At 65.2% G+C, this 26996-nt stretch carries 8 protein-coding genes; 4 read left to right on the forward strand and 4 right to left on the reverse strand.

Features of this window, described 5'->3' with window-relative positions; translation table 11 throughout:
* Positions 1-55: 55 nt before the first annotated feature.
* From BG61_RS28830 to BG61_RS28840, 3 genes are all read right to left on the reverse strand, one after another.
* Complete coding sequence (locus tag BG61_RS28830) at positions 56-7213, reverse strand: non-ribosomal peptide synthetase (protein ID WP_075584248.1); 7158 nt, start codon at positions 7211-7213, stop codon at positions 56-58.
* Positions 7214-8083: 870 nt separating this feature from the next.
* The gene (locus BG61_RS28835; protein ID WP_035924288.1) at positions 8084-8287 is read right to left on the reverse strand and encodes a hypothetical protein; all 204 of its coding nucleotides are present in this window, start codon (positions 8285-8287) and stop codon (positions 8084-8086) included.
* Between the two features lie 58 nt (positions 8288-8345).
* A complete protein-coding gene (locus BG61_RS28840) occupies positions 8346-9440 on the reverse strand; it encodes a prohibitin family protein (RefSeq protein WP_035924286.1) in 1095 nt (364 codons plus the stop codon).
* Positions 9441-9547: 107 nt separating this feature from the next.
* Between BG61_RS28840 and BG61_RS39440 the strand changes: the two genes are divergently transcribed.
* Complete coding sequence (locus BG61_RS39440; protein WP_051672844.1) at positions 9548-10243, forward strand: class I SAM-dependent methyltransferase; 696 nt, start codon at positions 9548-9550, stop codon at positions 10241-10243.
* 104 nt (positions 10244-10347) lie between these two features.
* Here BG61_RS39440 and BG61_RS28850 read toward each other — a convergent pair whose 3' ends face one another.
* On the reverse strand, positions 10348-10710 hold the full coding sequence (locus BG61_RS28850; protein WP_035924283.1) for a DUF6072 family protein: 363 nt from the start codon (positions 10708-10710) through the stop codon (positions 10348-10350).
* 189 nt (positions 10711-10899) lie between these two features.
* Between BG61_RS28850 and BG61_RS28855 the strand changes: the two genes are divergently transcribed.
* Genes BG61_RS28855 through BG61_RS28865 form a run of 3 tightly spaced genes read left to right on the forward strand, consistent with a single transcriptional unit; the run spans position 10900 to position 26990 of the window.
* Entirely contained in the window at positions 10900-12186 is a 1287-nt protein-coding gene (locus tag BG61_RS28855) for an NtaA/DmoA family FMN-dependent monooxygenase (protein WP_035924314.1), read from the forward strand.
* Between the two features lie 4 nt (positions 12187-12190).
* A complete protein-coding gene (locus BG61_RS28860; protein WP_035924282.1) occupies positions 12191-25477 on the forward strand; it encodes a non-ribosomal peptide synthetase in 13287 nt (4428 codons plus the stop codon).
* The gene (locus BG61_RS28865) at positions 25470-26990 is read left to right on the forward strand and encodes a 4-hydroxyphenylacetate 3-hydroxylase N-terminal domain-containing protein (protein ID WP_035924279.1); all 1521 of its coding nucleotides are present in this window, start codon (positions 25470-25472) and stop codon (positions 26988-26990) included. Before BG61_RS28860 ends, BG61_RS28865 begins: the two co-directional genes overlap by 8 nt.
* The last annotated feature ends 6 nt before the right edge of the window (positions 26991-26996 follow it).

Raw genomic sequence — 26996 nt, forward strand, 5'->3', positions numbered from 1 at the left:
GCTCTTGCCAACTAGACCGGCGATTCGTGCCAGCCGACGCAGCAAGAGGTTCGGCTCATTCGCTTGCTTGCCATAACGCTTCGCGGTCACCCAAATGCTTGCAGACGACGTCCACGACCAGTTCGGGACGCGTGCCGACGAAGTAGTGCTGCCCCTCGGACAATACTGCCAACGCCGTCCGATCCGAGAGGGCGGACCACGCGCGGAAACGAAGCGCATATCCGCGCGTCAGGGGATCGTCGGCGCTGACGATGCAAAGTATCGGCGAGGCGATCTTGTCGTCTTCCCGGTGTCTCTCATACTCAAAAGTCAATTGGGCATTCCTGCGGAAATTGCCCATCATGAAGGCAATGACCTCCGGATCCACGTCGTCGGTCGGCCCGCCCCAGCGTTTGATCAGCGCGTGCAGTTTCCTGTCGCTGGTAAAGCTCCAGGGTGCGGGCATCGGCAGCCTGCGCAAAAGCCGTGGAAGCGGAAAAGCCGCCGCAACAGTAAGGAGGGCGACCTTCTGCCCCCGGCGTTCGATCTGGCGTACCAGTTCAAAAGCCAGGAAACTGCCCACGCAATGGCCGTACACCGCAATCTCGCCGGTGTTCGTTGCGATAAGCTCGTCGGCGCAGGCCTGCGCCATCTGGTCCACCGATCCGTAATCTTGCGGGTTACTGCCAAGCTCGTTGCCCGGTAGCGCGATTGCGCGCACTGCGAGCGTCGGGTCACGCGAGCATAGTGCATCGGCGAAAGGCCGGAACATGGTTGCGGAAGCGCCCGCATACGGCGCGCATACGAGAGTCAGGCGTGTTGGCGCAGCACCGCGCGCGATCAACGGCACCAGTGCTTCCGTTGCAACCGTATCGCGAGCAAGCAAGGCGGCGACGCCCGCAACCGTTGGCTGGCGATAGAAGTCGAGCTGTGCGATTTTTTTATCGAACACGCCGGCAAGACGCGCCAACGATGTGATCACCTTCAGCGAATGGCCTCCGAGCGCGAAGAAATCATCGTGACGCCCCACTCGCTCCACACCGAGAAGCTCCTGCCAGATCCGCGCGATCGTGATTTCAGCCTTCCCTTGCGGTGCCTCGTATTCCTTCGTCACCACCGAGGACCGATCCGGCGCCGGCAGCGCAGGCCGGTCCAGCTTGCCATTCTGCGTCAGCGGCAACGCTTCCAGCTTCACGAAGGCGCTCGGCACCATGTAGTCGGCCAACACCATTGACAGCTGTCCACGCAAATCCGCCGCCGATAGCTCGGCTCCGTCATGGCCCACCACATACCCGACCAGTTGTTTCTCACCCGAACTGTCTTGCCGTACGACCACCACGGCCTCGCGTACCCGTTTGCATCCCAGCAGCTTCGCTTCGATCTCGCCCAGTTCGATCCGGAATCCCCGGATCTTCACCTGGTCGTCGTTACGGCCCAGGTATTCGAGCGTACCGTCGGCCAGCCAGCGACCCAGGTCACCCGTCTTGTACATCCGCGCTTGCGAATCGCTGCCGAATGGATCGTTCACAAATCGCTGTGCGGTAAGATCCGCACGGTTCAGGTAGCCGCGCGCCACTCCCGCGCCACCCACATATATCTCGCCGGTCACGCCCTCTGGCACCGGCTGGCTTTGACCGTCCAGCACGTACACACGCAGGTCCGGGATCCGCCCGCCGATCGGGCTGCGGCCCGAGCGCCGCGCATCCTCGACACTCAGCGCGCGGTAGGTCACGTGCACCGTGGTCTCCGTGATCCCATACATGTTCACCAGCTGCGTAGCCGCATTCTGCTCGCGTGCATACCACGGCTGCAGGATCATCGGTTCCAGGGCTTCGCCGCCAAAGACGACCTGGCGCAGTTGATGGGACAGGTTACTTTCGCCCTGGGCGGCGATCAGCTGCCGGAACGCGCTCGGCGTCTGGTTCAGGATCGTCACGCCTTCCTCGCAAAGCAGGCGATAGAAATCCTGCGGCGAGCGGCTCACTAGCTTCGGAACCACAACCAGCCGGCCACCGTGCAGCAGCGCGCCCCAGATCTCCCACACCGAGAAGTCGAACGCGAACGAGTGGAACAGCGTCCAGACATCCTTCGCTCCGAACTCGAACCAGTGGGCCGTGGCGGAAAACAGCCGCACCACGTTGCGGTGCTCGATCATCACCCCCTTGGGTTGGCCCGTCGAGCCGGAGGTGTAGATCACGTAGGCCAGGTGCTGCGAGTTCAGATCCGCTACCACCGGGTTGTGGGTCGGTTGCGCTTCGAATGCCTGAGCGCTCAGTTCGATCATCGGGGCCGACAGTTCGCCCAGCACTTCACGCACGCTCGCTTGCGCAAGCACTGCTACCGGCGCGCAATCGTCGAGCATGAAGGCCAGTCGCTCGACGGGGTAGCCCGGATCCAGCGGCACGTATCCTGCGCCTGCCTTCAGGATCCCCAGCACGCCGACAACCATCTCGATGCCGCGTTCCACGCAGATCGCCACCCGGTCGTCGGGCTGCACACCCGCGGCAATCAGATGATGTGCCACCTGGTTTGCGCGGGCATTCAACTCTCCGTATGTCACGCGCACGGCTTCGTATGTCACTGCCACGGCGTCCGGCGACTTCGCGACCTGCGCCTCGAATATCGCCATCACCGTGGTTTCCGGCACTTCTATCGCGACGTCGTTCCTCTTCACCAGCAACCGTTCGCGCTCGGCAAGCGGCAGCATCTCCAGCCCGCGTACGGGCAGCGTCGGACTTTTCGCCAGCGCCAGGGCCAACGCGTCCAGCGTGCAGTCCATGTAGCTGGCCACACGCGAGGCATCGACACGCGTATCGGCCTGCACGACAAGTTCGAAGTCGTCGCTAAAGTCGTTCACCGAGAGCAACAGCGGATAGTTGGTGCGCTCATCGCCGTGCAGCACCGCCAGCCCGCTCTCGACGGTGCGCGCGTCGTCCGCGCGATCGGACGCCCCGCCATGCCGGTAGTTCAGCAGCGCGCTGAACAGCGGCAACGGCGCGGCCACGCCGCTGCAGCGCTGCGCGAGCGCCAACGAGGCGTGCTCATGGTGTAGCAGCGTCGACAGCGCCGCATGCGTGTGCCGTACGCCATCGCTGACGCTCACATCATGCAGGTGGACCCGAATCGGCAGCGTATTGATGAACATGCCGAGCACGCGGCCCGCGCCCTCGCCGCCCTGCATGCGACCCAGCAGCACCGTGCCGAACACCACGTCCTCACGGCCCGACACGCGCCCCAGCACTCGCGCCCACGCGAGGTGAAACAGGCTCGCTACGCTCACGCCCAGCTTGCGCGCCTCCTCGCGCAACTGCCGGCTCAGTCCGGCCGCGAGCCTCGTCCTGAACTCCGCGATGCCCGAGCCGTCGCATTGCACGTCGCTCAGGCCATACGGCAGCGTGGGCTCGTCCACGTCGCCAAGCGCTTCACGGAAGTACGCCTCATGTTCACCCTGGCTGATGCCGAGCCGCGCCTGCGCGACGAAGTTGCGGTACGGGAGCGGGGCGGGAAGGCGCTCCGCCTCGCCACGCAGGATCGTTTCGATCTCCTCCAGCATCAGCTCAAGCGCCGTATAGTCCATCACCATGTGGTGGCCCAGGAGCTGCAGCAGCAAGCGGCCGTTGGCCGCATCGCGAGCCACGTACATCCGCATCATCGGCGCCTGCCGCACGTCCAGCCGGTGGTGTCGCGGATCGAAGCGCTGGGCCAACTGCGCCTCGATCTCGCCATCCTGCGGCGATAGCGTAACCTCCTCGACGATCAGGCGCGCGTGGCGCCACACCACCTGCACCGGCTCGGGCAGACCTTCCCAGAGCACTGCCGTGCGCAGGATGTCGTGCCGCTCGATCACCGTTTGCAACGCCTGCACAAAGCGCCCGAGCTGCACGCGCTCGGGCATGGCCATCATCATGCTCTGCAGATACGGATCACCCTCGCCGCCGGCCATATGGTGGAACAGCATCCCCTCGTGCAGCGGGGCAAGCGGGTAAATGTCCTGCACGTTGCGTGCACCGCCTTCGACTTGAGCCACCACCGCCTCGATCTCTTTCTCGCTCAGCGTCACGAGCGGCAGCATTTCCGGCGTGATCGCCGCACATCCGGCGGGAATACCGTTCGGTGGCACCGCCACCGTGTTCCGCACGCCCTGCGCCGGAGCCGCCAGCGCTGCCACCCACGGCTGACTGAACAACACCCGCACATCGGCCTGCACGCCCGCCTGACGCATCCGTTCGATCAGCGTCACCGCCAGCAGCGAATGGCCGCCCAGCTCGAAGAAGTTGTCGTGCCGGCCCACCCGCTCGCGTCCCAGCACCTCGGCCCAGATCGCCGCGATCAGCGTTTCCGTGTCCCCGACCGGCGCCTCATAGTCACGGCGGGTAAAGGCGCCGTCGTCCGGCGCCGGCAACGCGCGCCGGTCCACCTTGCCGTTCGGCGTGAGCGGCAGCGTTTCCAGCATGACGTAGGCCGCTGGCACCATGTACTCCGGCAGCGTTTGCACCAGATGCGCGCGCAACTGCTGGTTCTGGGGCGCTTCCTCCTCTGTGTCGAGCGTGTAATAGGCCACCAGCTGCTTGTCGCCGCCGCTGGCCTCGCGTGCCAGCACCACCGCCTCGCGGATTCCTTCATGCGCCGCCAGACGCGCCTCGATCTCGCCGAGCTCGATGCGATACCCCCGGATCTTGACCTGATGGTCGTTGCGTCCGAGGAACTCGATGTTGCCGTCGGGCAGCCAGCGGGCGAGGTCGCCGGTCCGGTACATGCGCGAGCCGGGCACCTTGCTGAAGGGATCGTCGAGGAAGCGTTCGGCGGTCAGCTCCGGGCGGTTCAGGTAGCCGCGCGCGACGCCGGCACCGCCGATATGCAGTTCCCCGACGGCACCGGGGGGCATCAACTGGCCGTGCGCATCGAGCAGATGAATCTGCGTGTTGGCAAGCGGTCGGCCGATAGGCACATTGTTATCGTCAAACTCGTGCGGCCTGCACCACGCCGTTGCGCAGACAGTGGTCTCGGTTGGGCCATAGGCATTAAAGACTCTGATATCGGATTGCACCGCGCGCATCAGCGCGACACCCGGCGACTCTCCGCCTAGAACAAGTACCTGAAGCCTCGGCAACAGTGCCAGTGAATTTTGTCCCTGCAGCAGCGCTGGTGGCAATTGGGCATGGGTGATGGCGTGCCGGCGCATGTACTCTATTAACGACGTGGCCGCGAGGCAGTCATCATGGACTGGAAGATAAAGCGCGGCGCCCGTGGCCAGGGTCATGAACACGTCGGCAACGCTGACGTCGAAGCCGGGTGAAACGAACTGGACGACGCGACTCTCCGGACGAATATCATAGAGTTCGATCTGCGCTTGGGCGAGATTGACGATATTGCCATGTTCGACCATGACGCCCTTGGGCGTTCCGGTGGATCCGGAGGTATAGATCACATAGGCGAGGTTGCGGGAATTGAGCCCCGGGACCTGCGGATCGTGATCGTCCAGGGTGTCATCGAAGGCCACGGGATCGAGTACCGGCAGGTCACTGGTGTGACCGAGGGCCTCGCGCCCGGCGGCATCGGCGATGAGCAGCACGGGGGCTGCGTCCCGGAGCATGTGGGCCAGTCGCTCGGCGGGATAGGCCGGATCGAGCGGCACATAGGCGGCGCCCGATTTGAGAATGGCCAGCAGCGCTACCACCAGCTCCGGGCAACGCTCCATGCACAATGCCACGCGCGCTTCGGGACCGACGCCCAGCGCGATCAACTGATGGGCGAGCCGGTTGGCCTGTACATTGAGATGCGCATAGGTGAGGGACCGGTCTTCAAAGACGAGCGCGATCGCATCGGGCGTGCGCGCGACCTGATGCTCGAACAGCTGGTGGACGCACTGCTCCTGGGGGAAGGGGGCAGCCGTGTCGTTCCATCTCTCAAGGAGCGTGCGCTCACCGGGCAGCAGCAGTGGGAGAGTATGCAACGGTGCGTCAGGCTGCGCGATTGCATGCTCCAGAAACTGCGTGAACCGCTGCATATGCGTCCGCACTGCTTCGGAGGTGTAAAGTGCTGCGCTGGCATCAAACACCAGTCTCAGCCCCGCTTCCTCCCCCTCGTCATGCACGTGCAATGTCAGGTCATCAGGCGTGACTGAAAAGGTGCGATTTGAAGCAATCTGACAATCCGTGAAGGCGATCGCACTATTGAAGCTGGGCATGATATTCACGATCGGCCCGAAGAGTCGCTGACTTATTTCGAGGCGTTCCAGATCTCGCCGGATATCCTTGATCCGATAGCGTTGGTGACGCAATACGCGGAGGCTTTGGATGGAAACCTGCTTGAGCAGGTCGGTAATGCTTGACCGAGGATCGACAGGCACCCGCAGCGGCAGGATATTGGACATCATGCCAGGCACATTCTTGGCGGTTCGTCCGACCCGTGCCGTGACGGGCATTCCCAGGACCACTTCATCAGGCTGACCACTGACGCGCGCCAAATAGGCGGCCATCAGCGCTGTGATGAACTGTGGCCACGAAGTGCCACCATTACGGGCGATCTGGCGCAGACGTGCTACCGTTTCTGGCAACAGGCGGGTCCTGGCTTTAGTTGTCGTAGTCTCAGGTGATGGGTTCTGCACGCCCGCGGCGAGAATCGGGGGCTCGGACAAATTCCCCAGATACTCGCTCCAGAAATGCTGGTCCTTTTCAAAAGCGCTTGATGCGCGATAAGCCTCATCATCCGCGAGTAAATCGGTTAGTCGACTCCATCTGGCCGGAGAAGGTCGGGATCCGCCTTTCAACGCCGAATAAAGCTCTGCAAGCCTCTCGATAAAGAGAAAAAAGGAATAGCCGTCGAATACGATGTGATGAAAGCGTTGAAATAAGAAGAATCGCGCTGGAGCAGCCCGAAGCAGCGCCACTTTGAACAATGGCCACTGATCAAGATCAATCGCAGTGGCAAGCTCGGCCTTTACGTAATCTTCAACCGACTGTAGCGGATCAGCGGCTTCGCTGACATCGAGCACTTGAAGCTTAAAGTTGACCGTCTCCAATATCTGATGCGGCAACCCCTCCGTGCCGCGCAGCCGAACCTGTACTGAGTCGGCCTCCGCGATGGTTTGTCGAAAAGCCGACTCCAGCAGATCAATATCAAGTGGCCCGACAATTTCGGTCAGGTGCGCTACGCTGAATCGGGGATCCCGCCGATCGACTTGCTGTCGAAAGAAGATTCCCAGTTGGGCGGGCGTGAGAGGAAGACTGAGCATGTTTATCCACAATAAGTGTCTTAACGCGTGATCGCTGAGTCATGCTTTTAATGAAGCACCTTGCGTGGTCCTTGTTCAGCCAACGAATGAATTTTTTTGAACCGCCTGCCTAATCACCAGGGGTTGGTGAGCGCAACGAAGTCACCCCATAACTCATCATGTTTGACATAGATTCGTCGTCGATCGACGGAAGAAGATCGATAAGTCTGACGATGCACTTTTTCACTCCGACCCAGCATAAAAAGGTTCGATAGGAACACAAATCGATCCAATGCTGTTCGACGAAATCTCGACATCGCTTGAGTGGATACTTGCATGCACCACTTTCCCGCTCCCAATCGCCGAATTAAACAAGTTAAAACGAGGGTTGTCGAGGAATTATTCGTGCATCGGATGCAGGCGCGGAGCCGTGTGCGCAACCGGCAGTCGGTGTGGATCTGTTCCAGCGTTATCCTGCGCTGCCGCATCTGGCACAACAGCGCTCCGGCAGCGCCACAACTGCCCGTATATCGATCCCCATCCCCGCGGCGAAAGCGTCTCAAGATAGCCAATTTCGATGGTCGACACATTCGACCCAAAATCCCGCGAGACGCCGCCGGCCATCCGTTTGCATGCAGCCCGGCCGCTCGCAGAAGTGCATGACGGACGGGTCGGCTTTCTTTCTATTGTCGTTATGGCATAGACGCGTAGTCCGTGCAAATGGGTGCTTCAATCGCTTTACGTCACTCACTTCCCCGACGCGGGGACGTCCGTTGGCTATCGCTTGCTTCAGTCAATCATCATGTGCAGGTCGACACGCGAAGTGACCGCTCGGACCGATTCGAGCTGATGCGCTGGTATTGCTGAAGCAATGACCGCCCGGATGACTCGCTAGACCTTCTGCTTGTCTCCGCGATAGACAATTTCGACATTCTCCGGCGAAGGGGTCAGGAGCAGGAGCCCCACGAACACGAGCACCGGGGTGAGGAACAAGCTCAGGAGAAAAGTTCCAAAATAGCCGATACGCGTGCGTCGGCCGCGATAAGCGACGAGCAGGCTGAGAACCAGATAAACGAGGCTAGGAATGACAATCATGACGCCCTCCCGTGATCGTCGCGGCTGCAATCGTCGAGCAGCTTGACATCACAATCAATCAAGGTTTCTTCGTGCCTTGGCTGGCAGCCTGAGACGAGCTCCTGTCATTCCCGGGGCCGATGCTGCCGCCACGGCTTTCAGAGCCAGACCCGCCCTCGCCGCCCGCTTTCGGAAAAAGCTTTGGAAGTTCACGCCATGGCGGTAGCTGATGCGACTGAGGGTCGACCACCGCAGGCGCGGGAAGATCCGGCTGTTTGGCGATATCGCTTCCGAGAATCAAAGGGAGTTGATCCTTCCCGCCGCCGACGACGACGATCTTCGAGTTACTCGAATTGGACAACTGGACGGTTGCTTCAATGCCTCGCCAGGTCAGCAGCTGAGGCGTCAGGGAATTGGCGACGATGGAGTAGAAAGTTTGAATGCCGATGGCTTCGATCCGCTTGCGCTCCGCTTCGTCCTGCGCCTGCGCGATCAGGAATTTATAGGTCTGCGCATTTTGCTCTTCCGTGAGCTTTCTGTTGATCGAGTCGTTCACCGCGGTCGGTAGAACGATGTCGCGCACGACGACGCGCTCGAAGAAAATGAGTCCGGCCGCAGCCGGCGATCGGTGCATCTTGGCGAGTATCCGGCTCTCTAGCTCTTCTACGTTGATGCGATACAGATCGTGCGGATCCGATTTTCCGACGATGTCGCGCACCGCACCGAGCGAAATCGGACGCACCACCCGCTCGACATAGTCATAGCCGATCTCCTGATGCAACTTCCCGGCGTTATCGGGCACCGGGTGATACAGGACAGAAACCTGAACCTGTACACTGAGGCCGACCTGGGCGAGTGCGTGGACGCTCTCATCGAGCGTCTTCGTTCTGACTTCGTAGGTATAGATTCGATCAAACGGCCACTTGATTCCCAGGCCTTCATGATAGACAAAGCGCGTTTCCGTACCGTGTCTAAGCAAGCGGTAGAGCACGCCGACGTGGCCCGCGGGTATCACGATGAACGTGAAGGGAATCAGCACGAGCACGATGACGCCGATGAACAGCATCACCGCGATGAACTTTTCGCTGCGGCTCATCCGATACCGGACGTGCCTGAACACGCGCTGTTTCGGATGTTCGGAAGCCTCGTCGTCGACTGGATCCGCTGTGTTCATCTGACATCAACTTGTGCGGAGAACAAAGAATTCGAATAATTTGGCGGCGCAAAAAGTTTCTGCATAGTAACATCAAGCGCAAGATCGGACGACACCCGAACACAGAAATGCTCGCTCACGCATCTACTTCCATCCCCTCGATAGACGCCTCTGCAACGCCCGCGCAACTGCGGCGTTTCTTCTATGCGGCCTATTGCGATACGCCCACGCCACTCCGATGGTTGAGCGCTGTTCGCCCCTACGTCTGTCCTTTCGACAAGCTGCTGCAATTCGTCCGCGACGGCGCTGACGTGCTCGACGTGGGCTGCGGTGCAGGATCCTTGCTTGCACTGCTCGCAGCGATGAAGAAAATCCGCCGCGGCGTGGGTTGCGACGTCACGGCGGCGCCTCTGGAATCGGCGCGTGCCGCGGCGCAGCGTCTCGGCGCGGAAAACATTCTGACTTTCGAACTTATCCGCTCTGTCGCCGAGGCGCCGGAGGGTCCGTTCGACACCGTCGCGATGGTGGACGTCCTGCACCACGTGCCCCCACGAGACAGGAGCGACGTATTCGCCGCCGCGGTCCGGCGCGTAAAACCAGGCGGCGTTTTTCTCTACAAGGACATGACCGCGCGCCCCGGCGGACGACGGCTCGCCCACAATATCGACGACTACATTTTCACGCGCGAGTGGGTGGAGCAGGTTCCCGAAGGTGCGGTCGAAGCCTGGGCCGGCGATCACCGACTCACTCTCGTGCATGATGAGTATCTACCCCGTCTGATCTATGGGCACGAGCTTCGGGTATTTCAGCGACCGGAGCGTTGAAACGAGCGCACGAGTTTCTTCGGATGCGCAACGAATGTCGACGCTTACCGGAAAGAAATGCTCAGTGATGCTTGCAGTATTCTCGGACTGCAAGCCGATCAAAATCAGTCTGCGGGCGGACTCGCCGCTTCTGCCTTGGCCTTTCGGTTTTCCTTGGCCTTATTGACCAGATCGCCGACATGATCCCAGAGATATTTGTCGGTAACTGATTTCGAGTACGAATCAGCCGCTGCCAGCAGCAGGCCCACCGGCCCGAAAAGCATCTTGATCCCGATGCCCGCGGCAACGTGCGCCGCGCCGTTGACGACGTTGCCATCCATCAACAGGCTCGCGCCCGGAACGAACGCTTCTCCTACGAGCTTGACGCCATTCGTCGCAGGACTCGTGCTGCGCACCACAGTGGTGTTTGTGCCATTTGCCGTTCTTTCCGTACGAGGCGTTTCGGCAACTGAAATGTTGTCTTTCATGTCCTTGCCCCCAAGGGTTCTCAATTGACAACTTCAACAACACTAGAGCAATATACGCAGAAATTCCGCTGACTACCAGAAAAATAGGTGGTGTCGCATGCCCGTCATAATCCGCAGCGGAAATGATTCAATAAGGGCATCACAAACGTGTGACACGGCGAAAAGGTCAGCGTCGTGACCCGCCGGCACATGCTCCTGTCGGCCTATGTGCTGATGCCGGGCAGTCACTTCGGCGCAATGTGGCGTCACCCCTATAGCGAAACCGATTTCTGCGATCGAGTGCTCTATGAGAACCTTGCTCGCAGCCTGGATCGCTATGGCTACGACTATGCCTTCGTGCCGGAATCGCTTGCTGTTCCTATGGGCGATGACGGCGTCTGGGAGACGATGACGAGTCGCGGAGCGAGCGGCGCCGTCCGTCATGATCCCGCGCTGCTCGTCTCGCCGATGATAGGCGTCACGCGTCGCCTCCGGTTCACGGTCACGTTGTCGACAACGTTTATGGAACCCTTTCATCTCGCCAGGACACTTAGTACACTCAATCATTTCAGCCATGGCCGCATCGCGTGGAATGTCGTGACCTCGGCCGGGGCGAGCAATGCCATCAATTTCGCGCATCTGACTTCCCTCGATCACCGCGACCTTTACGAGCGAGCAGAAGAAGTGCTGACAGTCTGTCGCGAGCTCTGGACGTCCTGGGACGAAGACGCGCTCATCGCCGACAAGCGGTCCGGCATCTATGCCCGTGCCGAGAAAATCCGGCAGATCAATCACAAGGGCCGTCACTTCGACGTACGCGGCCCGTTGACCTTGCCGTACCGCGCGGGCCCCACGTTGATGGCCGCCGGCGTATCGCCGCGCGGAAGAGACTTCGCCGCGCGTTGGGCGGAAGTCATCTTCGCGATCCAGAGCGAGCCCGCCGCAATGCGCGAACTGCGTGACGACATCCGTGCACGTGCCGAACGCATGGGACGCTCGCCTGAGGACATCCGCCTGATGGCGGCCGTGCAGCCCGTGGTCGGCGAAACGCGCGAGATCGCCGCGGCACGCGCCGCGCATCTCGATACGCTCGTCGCACCGGAAGCGGCGAGAAGCTATCTCGCGGCGATGCTGGGCCTCGATCTGTCGAGTGTCTCAGGCGATGCGCCCTTGCAGCCGATTCTGGATACCCAGAACAAGCGGCCCGCGGTCGACGCCGGCGGCACGCTTGCGTGGCTCGCGAATCTGCTCGATGCCAGACCGGACGTCCGGGTCGACGAGGCCGCTGTCGCACTGTCGGGAAGCACCGGCACGCCGCGTCTCGTCGGCACCGCCACGGACGTCACCGATCAACTGCAGGCCTTGTTCGAGGACTGCTGCGACGGCTTCGTCATCACGCCGACGCATTTCCCGGGCACCTTCGAGGAATTCGGTCGCGCCGTGATCCCCGAACTGCGCGCGCGCGGACTGGTCGCAAGTCATTATCAGGATCACTGACGGAATGGATGCGTTGACCGACCAGATCGGAGGCGGCCACGATGCAGCGCGCTGGTCCGCTGACGAACTGGCGACGCTGACCGTATGCGATCTCCTGGAGCGCCAGGCCGCGCGCACGCCGACAGCCTTGGCATTGCTGCAAGGCGCGCGGCAAATGACCTATGCCGAGCTGCATGTGCGCACGAGCCGTCTGGGCGATCAGCTCATGGCGCGCGGCCTCGGCCCCGGTGACATCGTTGCGATCGCCCTGCCGCGTTCGTTCGCCATGGTGCAGGCCATTCTTGGCGTGCTCAGAAGCGGCGCGGCATATCTGCCGCTCGACCCGGCGTATCCGCGAGACCGGCTCGCCTTCATGGCCCGCGATGCGCGGCCCTCGTGCCTGCTGACCAGCACCCGGCTTGCCGGCGAACTGGCCGCGACGGTGCAGGACATACCGGTACTGCATATCGTCGATCTGCCGGGCAACGATCACGACGCCCCGGGCAAGACGGCCGATCGTATCGGCGTGCGCCCGCAGCCGCTCGATGCGGCCTATGTCATCTATACCTCGGGTTCCACAGGGCGGCCAAAAGGCGTGGTCGGCCTGCATGCGGGGCTGGTCAACCGCCTCTGCTGGGTTGCCGCCACGTACGCATTCGCGCCCGGCGAGACAGTGCTCGCCAAGAGTTCCATGAGCTTCATCGATGGCGCCACAGAATTGCTCGCGCCCCTCATCGCGGGCGCCACCGTCGCGCTGGCCGATGCGGAAGTCGCCAAGGATCCGGCGCTGCTGGCGGCGGAGATCGCGCGCCTCGGCATCGGCCGGATCACGGTCGTGCCGAGCCTGCTCGCCGCCCTGCTCGATCAGCCCGATCACGCCGCGCTGAACCGGTGTCCGCTCTGGATATGCAGCGGCGAAACGCTTCCGCCCGCGCTGGCGAAGCGCTTCGCGGCGAGCGTGCCGGATGCCCGTCTGGTGAATTACTACGGGTCGTCGGAAGCGAGCGGCGACAGCCTGCATGCCGCCGCCTCAATGACGAATGGCGCCCCGATCGGCCACGAGATCTGGAACACCTCGGCTTACGTGCTCGATGAATGTCTGCGGCCCTGCGCCACCGGCGAGGCGGGCGAGCTCTACATCGCGGGTGCGGGGCTGGCAAGAGGCTACCTCGGGCAGCCCGGTCTGACGGCCGAGCGGTTCATCGCCGATCCACACGGCCCATCCGGCTCGCGAATGTACCGCACGGGAGACCGCGCGCGACGGCGCAGCGACAGCGAAATCGAATATCTCGGCCGCGCGGACAGGCAGGTCAAGATTCGGGGCTTGCGCGTCGAACCCGGCGAGATCGAAGCTGCGCTGCTCGCGCACAGGCAGGTTGCGGCAGCGGCGGTGGTTCTGCAAGAGCATGCGCCGGGCGACGCCCGGCTCGTCGCCTATGTCGTGCCCGCTGCCGGATACGAAGAATCCGCGCTGCGCGACGCACTGGCACGGCGGCTGCCGGACCCTATGCTGCCCTCGTCGTTCGTCACCGTGGCGGCGCTGCCGCTCCTTCCCAACGGCAAGCTCGACCGCGCCGCGTTGCCCAAAGCGGTACGTGAGGCCTCGCGTGGTCCCGCAGGCCGGACGCCGCTCGAGATCGCGCTCACGCCACTCTTCGCCGAAGTGCTGCGGCTGGACGGCATGGGCATCCACGACGACTTCTTCACATCCGGCGGCCATTCGCTGCTCGCGGGACACCTGGCGAACCGGATACGCGCCGTTCTGAAGATTGACGCGAGCGTCAGCGATGTGTTCCGCGCGCCGACCGTCGAACGACTCGCGGCGTTGCTCGAAACCGGCGGAGCCCGGCGCCTCGGACTGTCGGCGGACGCGTCGCGCGAGCACGTCCGGCTGTCGGCGGGCCAGCGGGGACTGTGGTTTATGGGGCGCCTTGGAACGGGCGCGGCTGCGGCCGCCTATAACCTGCCTTATGCCTTTGATCTGACGGGATCATGCGACGCGCACGCGCTGCGCCTCGCGATTCTCGATATCGCCGCGCGGCACGAAACCCTGCGCACCCTGTTTCGTCATGGTGATCGAGGCCCGCACCCGCACGTCCTGCCGCCCGACGAGTTCGATGAACTGCTCGCTGTGACGGACGTGACGCCCGCGGAACTCGATGGCGAGATCGCAGCCGAAGCCGGGACACCGTTCGATCTGGAACGCCGGCCCCCCTTCCGGGTTCGTCTTCTTCGCTGGGCGCGCAATCGCGCCGTGCTGGTTTTCAACTTTCACCACATCGCGTTCGACGGCGCTTCGCTCGGGCCGTTTCTGCGCGAGGTGTCCACGGCCTATGCGGCGCGGCACGCCGGCGTGCAACCAGGCTGGACGCCGCTGCCGGTTCAATACGCCGATTACGTGGCCTGGCAGCGCAAGCTGCTCGGGTCATCGCACGATGCGGGCGGCCTCGGACAACGTCAGCTCGCGTACTGGCGCGATGCGCTGGCCGACCTTCCGGACGAGTTGCCGTTGCCCCGCGTGCGCGCACGGCCGGCCGACGCGCTGGGCAAGGCCGAACGCATCGTGTTCCGGTTCGACGAGACCTTGCATCGGCGCGCGGCGAGGTTCGCCCAGACCCACCGCGCGACGCTCTTCATGGTCTTGCAGACCGCGCTGGTGGCCGTGCTGCGGCGCTTCGGCGCCGGTGCAGACGTGTTCATCGGCACGCCGGCCGAGGGCCGCTTCGACGAGCAACTCAGGGATCTCGTCGGCTACTTCGTGAACAGTCTGGTGCTGCGCGTCGATGCGGGCGGCAATCCCGGCTTTCGCGAGATGCTCGGGCGCGTGCGCGAGGCCGATCTCGCTGCCTATGCCAATCAGGACGTGCCGTTCTCCAGCATCGTGGAAGCGCTCAATCCCGAGCGCAGCGTCGCGCGCCATCCGCTGTTCCAGGTGGCACTGACGCTCGAATACGGCGACAGCGAGCAACTCGCGCTGCAAGGCCTGACAGCGACGCCCAGAGCCATCGGCAATGCCGCGGCGAAATTCGATCTCGCATTCGAGCTCATCGCCCACGGCAGCAATGGCGACGGATACAACGACGGATACGGCGTCATCGAAGGCAGTCTCGAGTTCGCCGCCGACCTGTTCGACGCGGCAACGGCCCGCCGCATGGCGTCCGCCTTCCAATACCTGCTCGATCAGGCCATCGCCGATCCGGACGCGGGCATCGGGCGTCATGCCATGCTCGCGCCCGGGGAACGCGCGGCAATGCTTGCTTTCGGCACGCCGTCGCGGCAGCGGCAACGAAAGGCGCAGTCTGTCCCGCAACGTTTCGCGGAGATCGCCGACCGCCAGCCTCACGCCATCGCGTTGCGCGCTGGCGATCGCGCGCTGACCTATCGCCAGCTCGATCGGATGTCGAACCGGCTGGCGCACCGGATCGGCAAGCATGGCGTGGCGCGCGAGACTTGCGTCGCGGTCGACATGGCGCGCTCGCTGGAACTGATCGTCGCGACACTTGCCATCGTCAAGGCGGGCGGCTGCTATCTGCCGCTCTATCGCGGCCAGCCGCCGGAGCGCCGGCAGCGCGTGCTGGACGACACGCGAACCGTGCTAGTGCTGCACGACGCCGGTGCCGCCGGCGACTACTGGCCCGTGGCCGCATTGCAGATCGATCCCGCAATACTCGACCAGGGCGACGACAGCCCCGTCGCGATCGACGTCGCGCCGCAGGCCCTGGTGAACGTCATGTACACGTCCGGTTCCTCCGGACAGCCCAAGGGCATCGAAGTGACGCATGCCGGTATCGTCGACATGGCGATGGATCTCCTGGACTTTCCTCCGCAACGCGTGCTGTTTCAGTCGGCCTATGCGTTCGACGCCAGCAGCTATGAAATCTGGGGTGCCCTGCTGCGCGGCGACGAACTCGTCGTAGCCTCGTGCGAGCAGTTGACGCCTGCGGATCTGCGCCGCGAAATCGCCAGGCATGGCGCCGACAATCTGCTGCTGACGACGAGCCTCTTTAATCTGCTGGTCACGGAAGACCTGGAGTGCCTGAGCGGGCTGCGCACCATCCTCACCGGCGGCGACGTGGCGTCGGTCGCGAGCTTTCAGCGGGTCTTGCGGCGCTTCCCGGAGATGACGCTACTGAACTGCTATGGCCCGACCGAGGCCAGCGTGTTCGTCACGAGCTTCCGGGCGACGCCGGACCGGCGCCTGCAGCATCCGGTCCCGGTCGGCGTGCCGCGCGCGTCGGCGCGGATCCATGTGCTCGACGACTTCCTCCATGTCTGCCCCATCGGCGTCGCGGGCGATCTGTATATCGCAGGCCACGTGCTCGCGCGCGGCTATGTCGGGCAGGCGGGCATCACGGCCGATCGCTTCGTGGCCGACCCTTATGGCCAGCCCGGCGCGCGCATGTATCGCACCGGCGATCTCGCGCGCTGGAACGAACAGGGGGAACTGGAATTCGTCGGCCGCGCCGATCAGCAGGTGAAGGTGCGCGGCCTGCGCGTCGAGCTCGGCGAAATCGAAACCGTGCTGTCCGAGTTGCCGCCGGTTCGCGCCTGCGCGGTGCTGGTGCAGCAGGACGGCGCCGCCGCCAGCCGGCTGGTGGCTTATGTCGTCGCCGATGCGACTTACGACGAGCGTCGCGTGCGCGCGGCGCTCAGGCAACGCCTGCCCGATTACATGATGCCGGTGGGCTTCGTCAGGCTCGACAGGCTGCCCATCACGCGCAACGGCAAGCTCGACCGCAAGGCGCTGCCGGCCTTTCAGGCACGGCCATCCGCGACGCGCCTGCCTGTCACCCCGCGCGAAGCGGCGCTGGTGAAGCTGTTCGCGGAAGTCCTCGACCTCGCGACCGTCGGTGCGGACGACGGCTTCTTCGCACTGGGCGGCGACAGCATTCTGTCGATCCAGCTGGTCAGCCGCGCGCGCAAGGCAGGACTCGTGCTGACGCCGGCGGACGTCTTTCGGGAAAAGACACCGGCGGCGCTCGCCGTCGCCGCGCGCGATCTGAGCGACGAGCAACCCGCCAACGCAGCGTGGCCGGGCATGCCCGCGGATGTCGTGGCTGCGCTGCGAGCCGACATCCCCGATGTCACGGACATTTTCCCGCTCGTGCCGCTGCAGGAAGGGCTGCTGTTCCACGCCCTGTACGATGCTTCCGGTCCGGACCCGTACATCGTGCAACTGGTGCTGGACTTCGAAGGCAGGCTGGATCGGGACAGGCTGCGCGCTGCCGTCGACAGGCTGGTCGGGCGGCACGAAGCGCTGCGGGTCAGCTTCAATACCGTCGACGGGCGCGTCGTGCAGGCACTGCACGGCACCGTCGAAACGCCCTGGCGCGACATCGATCTCCCGGACGCCGCGCATCCGCAACGCGCGCTCGCGGACTGGCTTGCGCAAGACCGCGAACATCGTTTCGACCTGACGTCGGCGCCATTGCTGCGAGCGGCCCTGCTGCGCATGAACCCCGGCCGTCATCGGCTGGTGTTGAGCCTTCATCATCTGCTGATCGATGGCTGGTCGATGCCCGTCATGGTGTCCGAGCTGATGCGTGCTTACGCGGGCGACGTGCTCGACCCGGCGCCGCCGCTGCGCGATCAGTTCGTCTGGCTGGCGCAGCAGGACCGCGAGAGCGCACGCAACGCATGGCAAGAGGCCCTGGCCGGGCTGGACGGTCCGACACGTCTCGTCGCGAGCGCGGGTCCGGGCACGCATGCCGCGCGGCAGGAGTCCGTCACCGGCAAGCTCGATGCGCAAACGACGGCGCGCCTGCAGGACTGCGCGCGACACCGCGGCCTGACGCTGGCGACCTTCGCGCAGGGCGCCTGGGCTATCCTGCTCGCTCACTGGACCGGGCGGCAGGACATCGTCTTCGGCGTGACGGCAGCCGGACGGCCGGCCGAGATGCCCGATGTCGAGCGGCGCGTCGGCCTGCTCATCAATACCCTTCCGCTGCGTGCGACGCTGCGCGCCGGCGAGACGATCGCGCAATTGCTCAAACGCATCCAGCGGGACCAGTCCGCGCTGCTGCCGCATCAGCACGTGGGACTGCCTGAGGTGCAGGCGCTCCTTGGGCACGGCGAGTTGTTCGACACGCTCGTGGTGTTTGAGAACTATCCCGCCGCGCGTACGCAGAGCGAGATCGACGGCGTCGTGCTGGCGGGGATGACGGTCGACGACACGACGCACTATCCGGTCAGCGTGATGGTCACGCCGGGGCGGGAACTGGAGCTGCGGATCGATCATCGCGCGGAGCGGGTCTCCTCCCACTATGCGCGGCGCTTTCTCGCCACGTTCATGCAGATCCTGCGGACGATGGCCGCACAGCCTGACGAACTGGTCGGACGCATCGACCTTCTTTCGGGCGCCGAGCGCGACGAGATCCATCGCTGGAACGCGACGACGCATCCCGTCGAACGGGACGATGTCGTGGCGCTCTTCAGCGCGCAGGCAGCACGCACGCCGGACGCCATCGCCGTGGTGCAGGGCCTGGACCGGCTGAGTTACCGCGAACTCGAGACGCGCTCGAACGCGCTGGCCCATTTCCTCGTCGAGCACGGCATCGGCCCCGAGCGCATCGTTGCCCTGACCATGACCCGCACGCCCGACATGGTGGTGGCGATGCTCGGCGTGCTGAAGAGCGGCGGCGCCTATCTCCCGGTCGATCCGCACTACCCCGAAGGACGCATCGCCGCGATGCTCGCTGATGCGCGGCCCGCGCGCACGCTTGCGGCCTTGCCGTCGCTCGCGGGCTGGCCCACCGGCGCCCTCCGGCGCGCCGTCGCCCCCGGCCATCCGGCCTATGTCGTCTATACCTCGGGTTCCAGCGGCACGCCGAAGGGCGTCGTGGTGACGCGCGCGGGCATAGCGAGTCTGGTCGGCGCGCAGGCCGAGCGGTTCGGCATCACGGCTGCATCGCGCGTGTTGCAATTCGCGTCGCTCTCGTTCGATGCCGCCGTGTCCGAGGTCCTCGTCACGCTGCTGCGCGGCGCGAGCCTCGTCCTCGCCGATCCGGCATTGATGTCGGCGGAACGCCTCGCCCGGCTGATCTGCGAGCAGGCCATCACCTGCGTGACGCTGCCACCCGCGCTGCTCGCGGTGATGGATCCCGCCACGATACCCGCCTCGTGCACGATCGTCACCGCCGGCGAGGCGATCTCGTCCGACACGGCGGGACGATGGTCGGACGGCCGGCGGCTCATCAACGCCTACGGTCCGACGGAAGTCACCGTGTGCGCGACGATGAGCGACGACCTCGCCGGCCCGCTTGCGCCGCCGATCGGAAGGCCCGTCTGGAACAGCCAGATCCATGTGCTCGATGCGTGCCTGCGATCGTGCGCGGCCGGCGTGACCGGCGAGATCTACGTCGCCGGCGCGGGGCTGGCGCGAGGTTATTTCGCGCGGCCCGATCTCACGGCCGAGCGTTTCGTCGCCGATCCGTTCGGCGCTGCCGGCACGCGGCTTTATCGCACTGGCGATCTCGGGCGCTGGCGAGCCGATGGACAGCTCGAATTCCTCGGCCGCGCCGACCAGCAGATCAAGCTGCGCGGCTTTCGCATCGAGCCGGGTGAGATCGAGGCGGTGCTGATGGAAGAAGACGGCGTGCGGGCATGCGCCGTGGCCGTGCGCGACCGGCAACTCATCGCCTATGTCGTGCCGGTATCGACTCTCGATGTGCGCTCGCTCCGCGCGGCCGTGGCGAAACGCCTGCCCGAATACATGACGCCGTCGTCGTTCGTCCCGCTCGACGCGCTGCCGCTCACGCCCAACGGCAAGCTCGATCGCGAGGCATTGCCGGCGCCGCCGCGCGAGGTGTCCGCCCGGCGCGTTCCGGCGACGGATCGGGAAGCCCTGATCGCGCGGCTCTTCGGCGAAGTCCTCGAACGCGAAGACGTGCAGGCGGACGACAGCTTCTTCGCGCTGGGCGGAGACAGCATCCTGTCGATTCGCTTCGTGAGCCGCGCACGTGCCGCAGGACTCGATCTGAGCCCGGCTCAGGTGTTCCGGCACAAGACGCCGGCCGGGCTGGCGCAGGTCGCCGGCATCCTTCCGGATGCCCGGGATTGCGCGGCGTCGCCACCGGACGATGCGGCCGGACGCGTGCCCGCCACCCCCATCATGCACTGGTTGACCGAACGCGGCGGTTCGATCGCGGCGTTCAGCCAGTCGGTGCTGGTGGCCTTGCCGGACGGCGCGCAACACCGCTCGCTCGTGCAGGCCTTGCAGGCCGTGATCACGCGGCACGCGCTGCTGCGGGCGAGGCTGACCGGCGGCGAACTCGATGCGGCCGCGCAAGCCGTGGATGCCGACGCCCTGTTGCAACGATTGGACGCGCGCGGCTCGACCGACGCCGATGTCGAGCGCAGCGCCGCCCGTCAGCAACAGGCGTCGGAACGATGGCTCGCGCCGCAGCGGGGACGCGTGTTGCGGGCGGTGTGGTTCGACCGGGGCGCGGCAACGGGCCTGCTTCTGCTCACGATTCATCACCTCGTCGTGGATGGCGTGTCCTGGCGCATCCTGCTCGATGACCTCGCGCAGGCCTACGACCGCGCCGCGCAGGGCCGGCCTCCCGTTCTGCCACCGGTGCCGACATCCTTCCGCCGCTGGGCGCGCCATCTCCACGAGGATGCGCACGCTGCGCGGCGTGTTGCCGAACTCGATCACTGGCGAAGGATCATGTCCGCGCCCGACGCCCCGCTGGGTGCGCGCCCGCTCGGCCCCGCCGACACACTGGCCACCGCGCGCCGCATCACCCTGCGGCTCGACGCCGCGACCACGTCGCGCCTTCTCGGCAGCGTTCCGGCACTGTTTCGCGGCGGCGTGAACGACGTCCTGCTCGCCGGCTACGCGCTCGCCGTGGCCGGCTGGCGCGGTGGTACGCGCCCGGTCCTGCTCGATCTCGAAGGACACGGTCGCGAGCCGGGCGACAGCGGTCTCGACCTGTCGCAGACGGTCGGCTGGTTCACGAGCCTGCATCCGGTGCGCATCGATCTCGACGACGGTGTCGAACCGGACGCGGCGCTGCAAAGCAGCACGGCGCTCGCCGCACTCGTGAAGCGGGTCAAGGAAATCCTGCGCGGCCCGCCCGACCACGGGATCGGCTATGGGCTGCTGCGCTACCTCAATGCGCAGACAGCCGCGCATCTGCAAGGCAGGCGCGCGCAACTGTCGTTCAATTATCTCGGCCGCTTCGGCCGTTCGAGCGGCACCTGGTCGCCGCTCGGCGGCCTGTCCCTCGAAGGCGGCGACGCTGCCGATGTGCCCTTGTCTCATGCCGTCGCGCTGGATGCGCAGGTCGTTGAAGGTGACGAGGGGCCGCAGCTGCACGCGCACTGGACCTTTGCCGGCGGCCTGTTCGACGAGACCGCCATCCGCGCGCTGGCCGAGCGCTGGTTCGACGCGCTGCGCGGCATCGCCCGGCTCGACTCGGGCGGCCTGACGCCGTCCGATATCTGCGCCGATCTCACGCAGGCCGAGATCGATGCAATCGAAGCGACGGTGCCCGGCGCGCTGGACATCCTGCCGCTTCTGCCCTTGCAGGAAGGGCTGCTATTCCACTCGCTATACGACGCGTCGGGCCCCGATCCCTACATCGCGCAAGTCTCGCTCACGCTCGAAGGGCATCTCGACGCCGCGCGCCTGCAAGCCGCGGCAGGTGCACTGCTCGCGCGTCACGAAGCATTGCGGATCGTCATTCGCACGACAGGCGGCCGGCCCGTTCAGGTGATCGCCGCTTCGGTGGCCACGCCGTGGCGCGAGGCGGACGTCTCCGGCGCGGAGCATGTCGCGCACGCGTTGTCGGCCATTCTCGCGTCCGAACGCGAACGCCGTTTTGATCTCGAACGCGCGCCACTGCTGCGCTTCGTCCTCGTCAGAACCGGGCCACAGCGGCATCAGCTCGTCATGAGCAACCATCATCTGCTGCTGGACGGCTGGTCGATGCCGATTCTGGTGTCCGATCTGATGTCGCTGTATGAAGGAGAGGCCCTGAAAGGCAGCCTGCCGTTGCGCGACCAGCACGCATGGCTGAAGCGTCAGGACAAGACGGCCGCGCGCGCGGCCTGGCATGACGCTCTGCGCGGGCTGGACGGGCCGACCCGGCTGACCCGTCCCGAACCGGGTTCGCATGCGGCGGATGTCTGTACCGCGCGGATCGATCTGCCCGCAAGCCTGACCGGTAAACTGGCCGCTCTGGCGCAGCACCGGGAAGCGACGCTCAGCACGATCCTGCAGGGCTGCTGGGCCGTGCTGCTCGCCCGGCTGACCGGACGCGAGGACGTCGCGTTCGGCATCACCGTATCGGGCCGCCCTGCCGAACTGCCGGATGTCGAGCGGCGCGTCGGCCTTTTCATCAATACGCTGCCGCTGAGAGTCACGCTCGAACCCCGCGAGCACTGGCCGGAACTGTTTCGCCGCGTGCAGGCGAGCCACGCGGATCTGTTGCCGCATCAGCACCTCGCCCTCACCGAAATCCTGGCGCAGTCCGGGCAGTACGAATTGTTCGACAGCCTGCTCATCGTCGAGAACTATCCGATGGATGGCCACCGTCTGCACCGCGCGGCGGACGGCGTCGAGGTCGCGGGGATCGAGGGATATGACAGCACGCACTATCCAGTGACGCTCGTCGCGATTCCGGGAGCGCACATGACGCTGCGCCTGGACTGCCGGAACGGCCGGCTCGATGCCGAGGCGGCGCACACGCTGCTAGACAGGTTCGTGCGCCTGCTGGAGCAGGTCGCGGCGGCGCCGGAGACCGCAATCGCCGCTCACGATCTGCTCGCGCCGGCCGAAACCGAGCATCTGGACGCGTGGAACCGGACGGCCCGCGCCATTCCCGACGAAAACGTGGCGACCCTGTTCTCGCGGCAGGCGCGCCGCACGCCCGGTGCCATCGCCGTAGAACAGGGCGAGCAGCGCTGGTCTTACGCCGATGTCGAGCGGCGCTCGGATCAGTTCGCGCAAGCGCTGATCGCGCGCGGCATCGGACCGGACGATCTGGTCGCGCTGACCTTGCCGCGCACGCCCGACATCGTCGCGGCCGTGCTCGGCGTTCTCAGGAGCGGCGCGGCCTTCCTGCCGATCGACCCGAGTTATCCGCAGGCGCGCATCGCCGCCATGCTCGCCGATGCAAGGCCGGCGCTCGTGATCGACCGGCTGCCGGCGCATGACGGCGGCGGCCCGGGTTTCGCCGCCGTTGCGCCTGCCTCCCGCGCGGAACATCTGGCCTATGTGATCCATACGTCCGGCTCCACGGGCACGCCCAAGGGTGTCGCCGTGTCGCGCGCCGGCCTCGTCAACCTGCTTGCGGCGATGCAGGACCGCATCGGCCTGAAAGCCGGCGACCGCCTGCTCGCGGTGACGACGCTGGGCTTCGACATCGCGTGTCTCGAACTACTCGGTCCGCTGCTCGCGGGCGCCACGATCGTGCTGGCCGCCTCCGACGACGTGAAAGATCCGCGTCATCTCGCGCGCCTCGCTGGTTCATCCCGTGCAAACGTGATGCAGGCGACGCCGACGCTCTGGGACGCGCTGCTGCGCGAGATGGAAGACATGTCGACGCGGCGTGAAGCCATGCCGCAGCCCGGCTTCAGAGTTGCGCTGACAGGCGGCGAGGCGCTCTCCGCCCACCTCGCCGAACGACTGCAGGCACATGCCCGGCGCGTGATCAATGTCTACGGTCCGACCGAAACCACGATCTGGTCGACATCGGCGGAGCTCGCAGCGAGCCGGGCCGGTCCCGGCATCGGGCGGCCGGTCTGGAATACGCGTGTCCATGTGCTCGATCGCTGGCTGGGCCGCTGCCCGCCGGGGACGGCCGGCGATCTGTATATCGCGGGGCGAGGACTCGCGCGCGGATATATCGGCCGGCCCGATCTGACCAGCGAGCGTTTCGTCGCCGATCCCTACGGCGCGCCGGGCGAGCGCATGTATCGAACGGGCGATCTGGCGCGCTGGTCGGCCGATGGCGAACTGGAATTCCTCGGCCGCTCCGATCATCAGGTCAAGATACGGGGCTTTCGCGTCGAGACCGGCGAGGCGGAGGCCGCACTGCGCGCGCACAAATCGGTGCGCGACTGCGCCGTCGCGCTGATCGACGGGCAACTGGCCGCTTATCTCGTCGCCGGCCCGGACTACGACGAAGCCCAGGTGCGCGCCACACTCGTCGCCAGCCTGCCCGACTACATGGTTCCGACGATCTTCACGACGCTGGACCGGCTGCCCGTGACGCTGAACGGCAAGCTCGACCGTGCCGCGCTGCCGGCTCCAGCGCGCGCGCCGCGACGCTTTAAGGCGCCGCGCAACGCCCGCGAAGCGGAACTGGCACGGCTCTTCGCGCAGACGCTGGAGCGCGACACCATATCGATCGACGACAACTTCTTTGCGCTGGGCGGGCATTCGCTGCGTGCGGCGCGCCTCGTCAACCGCATCCGCGATCGCATGGGCGTGGACGTCGGCATCCGCGTGCTGTTCGAAGCGCCGACCGTCGCCCTGCTCGGCGAGCGGTTGTGGGATCGTCACGCGCCGGATGCGCTCGCGCCGCTGTTGCCGCTGCAGCACGCGAGTGCAGCCGCGCCGCTCTTCTGCGTGCATCCCGGTTACGGACTGAGCTGGTGTTATGCGACGCTCATCCCGCACATCGGCGTCGATGTCCCGCTCTACGGGCTGCAATCGCCCATGCTGAGCGGAGAGGCGCCGCCGCCATCGGTTGCCGGGCTCGCCGACCGCTATATCGCGCATATCCGCACGGTCCAGCCTCGCGGCCCCTACCGGCTGATGGGATGGTCGTTCGGCGGTCTGGTGGCGCATCAGATCGCGACGAGCCTCGAAGCACAGGGCGAGACCGTCGCGCATGTCGTGCTGCTCGACAGCAACCTGCCGCTGGACGCGCGGCACGAAACGCTCGCGCCGGCCCTGCATCTGGGCAATGTGCTGGCGATGATCGGCTATCCGTTCAGCGAGGCATCGCACGACGCATTGCGATGGGATCGCGTGATGGACCATATGCGCGCCATCGAAAGCCCGCTTGCGCACATTCCCCAGAGCGCATTGCCTGCGCTCGTCGACGTGACCGCGTGCCACGCCTCGCTCGCCGCGTCGTTCCGGCCCGCGCCGCTCAGCGCGCCGATGACCTTCGTGCGCGCCACGGCGACGCTGTCCGGCGAGTCTTCACTGCGAGCATGGCGCGCGAGCGCCCGCGGCCCGCTCGACGTGATCGACGTGCCCTACGAACACGACCACATGATGCTGGGCGACGCGCTCACCGTCATCGGACCGATCATTCGTGATCTCTTTGCCAACTGGGTGAGAAACAGTGAATGAACTAACGCGACATCTGGCGGCGCGCCCGTTGACCGGCCGGGCATTCATGGACAGCCTGCAGGACGGGCGCGACGTCTTCTTCAACGGCGAGCGGATCGACAACGTCGCGGCACATCCGGCGTTTCGCAACAGCGCGCGTTCGCTGGCCCGGCTCTATGACGCCCTGCACGATCCCGCGCAACAGCCCGGACTCACCTGCGCGACGGACACCGGAAATGGCGGTTACACGCACCGCTATTTTCGCCACGCGAGAAGCGTGGATGATCTCGTCGCACAGCAGCAGGCCATCGCGGGATGGGCGCGGCTCACCTATGGCTGGATGGGACGCACGCCGGATTACAAGGCGTCGATCATGAATACGCTCGACGTGAATGCCGATTACTACGGCGCCCATGCCGACAACGCGCGGCAGTGGCACAAGCTCGCGCAGGAGACCGTGCCCTTCGTGAATCACGCGCTCGCCAATCCGCCCATCGATCGCGCCCGGCCCGAGCAGGCACAGGATGTCTATATTCACATCGACGAGGAAACCGACGGTGGCCTCATCCTCTCGGGCGCGAAAGTCGTCGCGACCTCCGCCGCGTTCACCCATTACACGTTCCTGAGCCATCACGCCGGCATCGCCAAAAGCGACAGGAGCCGCGCCGTCATGTTCTTCACGCCGATGAACGCGCCCGGGGTCAAGCTCATCTGCCGGAATTCGTACGAATATCAGGCGGCGCAAGTCTCGAGCCCCTTCGATTCGCCGCTCAGCTCGAGATTCGACGAGAACGACGCGATCCTGATCCTCGACCGCGTATTCGTCCCGTGGGAAAACGTGCTGAGTCTGGGCGCGGACGCCATGCCGCCGGATTTTCCGACCGCGTCCGGGTTCATTCATGGCACGAGCTTTCACGGCTGCACGCGTTACGCGGTCAAGCTCGACTTTCTCACCGGGCTGCTTTCGAAAGTGCTGCACGCGACGAGCGGTGACGAGTTCCGCGGCAATCAGGTGATGCTCGGCGAAGTCATTGCGCTGCGCCACATGTTCTGGTCGCTCGCCAATACGATGGCGCGTCAGCCCGAGCGCTGGATCCACGGCGCCGTGCTGCCGAATCTGAACGCCGCGCTGGCCTATCGCGCGCTCGCGCCCGACGCCTACGGGCGCATCAAGGAAATCGTGCAGAAGATCGTGGCTTCCTCGCTGATCTACCTGCCCTCCTCCACGCGCGACTTCGACAATCCCGACATCGACCGATATCTCGCGCGTTACGTGCGCGGCTCCAACGGCATCGGGCACCGGGAGCGCATCAAGCTGATGAAGCTCATGTGGGACGCGGTCGGCACGGAGTTCGCCGGCCGTCACGAGCTGTACGAGCGCAACTACATGGGCGGCCATGAAGAAGTCAAGGTGCATCTGCAAGCGATGGCGTCGGCGGATGGCTCACTGGCACAGATGACGGATCTGGTCGATCAGTGCCTCGCCGACTACGACGAAAACGGATGGGTGAACCCCGTCTGGAAAACGCCATGAAGCGGA

Source organism: Caballeronia glathei (assembly GCF_000698595.1).
Taxonomy (GTDB): Bacteria; Pseudomonadota; Gammaproteobacteria; order Burkholderiales; family Burkholderiaceae; genus Caballeronia; species Caballeronia glathei.

Bases quoted from the DNA above. Each gene is read 5' to 3' on its own strand.
- BG61_RS28835 (WP_035924288.1), bottom strand. From the start codon at position 8,287: ATGATTGTCATTCCTAGCCTCGTTTATCTGGTTCTCAGCCTGCTCGTC.
- BG61_RS28860 (WP_035924282.1), top strand. From the start codon at position 12,191: ATGGATGCGTTGACCGACCAGATCGGAGGCGGCCACGATGCAGCGCGC.
- BG61_RS28830 (WP_075584248.1), bottom strand. From the start codon at position 7,213: ATGCTCAGTCTTCCTCTCACGCCCGCCCAACTGGGAATCTTCTTTCGA.
- BG61_RS28840 (WP_035924286.1), bottom strand. From the start codon at position 9,440: ATGAACACAGCGGATCCAGTCGACGACGAGGCTTCCGAACATCCGAAA.
- BG61_RS28855 (WP_035924314.1), top strand. From the start codon at position 10,900: ATGCTCCTGTCGGCCTATGTGCTGATGCCGGGCAGTCACTTCGGCGCA.
- BG61_RS39440 (WP_051672844.1), top strand. From the start codon at position 9,548: ATGCTCGCTCACGCATCTACTTCCATCCCCTCGATAGACGCCTCTGCA.
- BG61_RS28850 (WP_035924283.1), bottom strand. From the start codon at position 10,710: ATGAAAGACAACATTTCAGTTGCCGAAACGCCTCGTACGGAAAGAACG.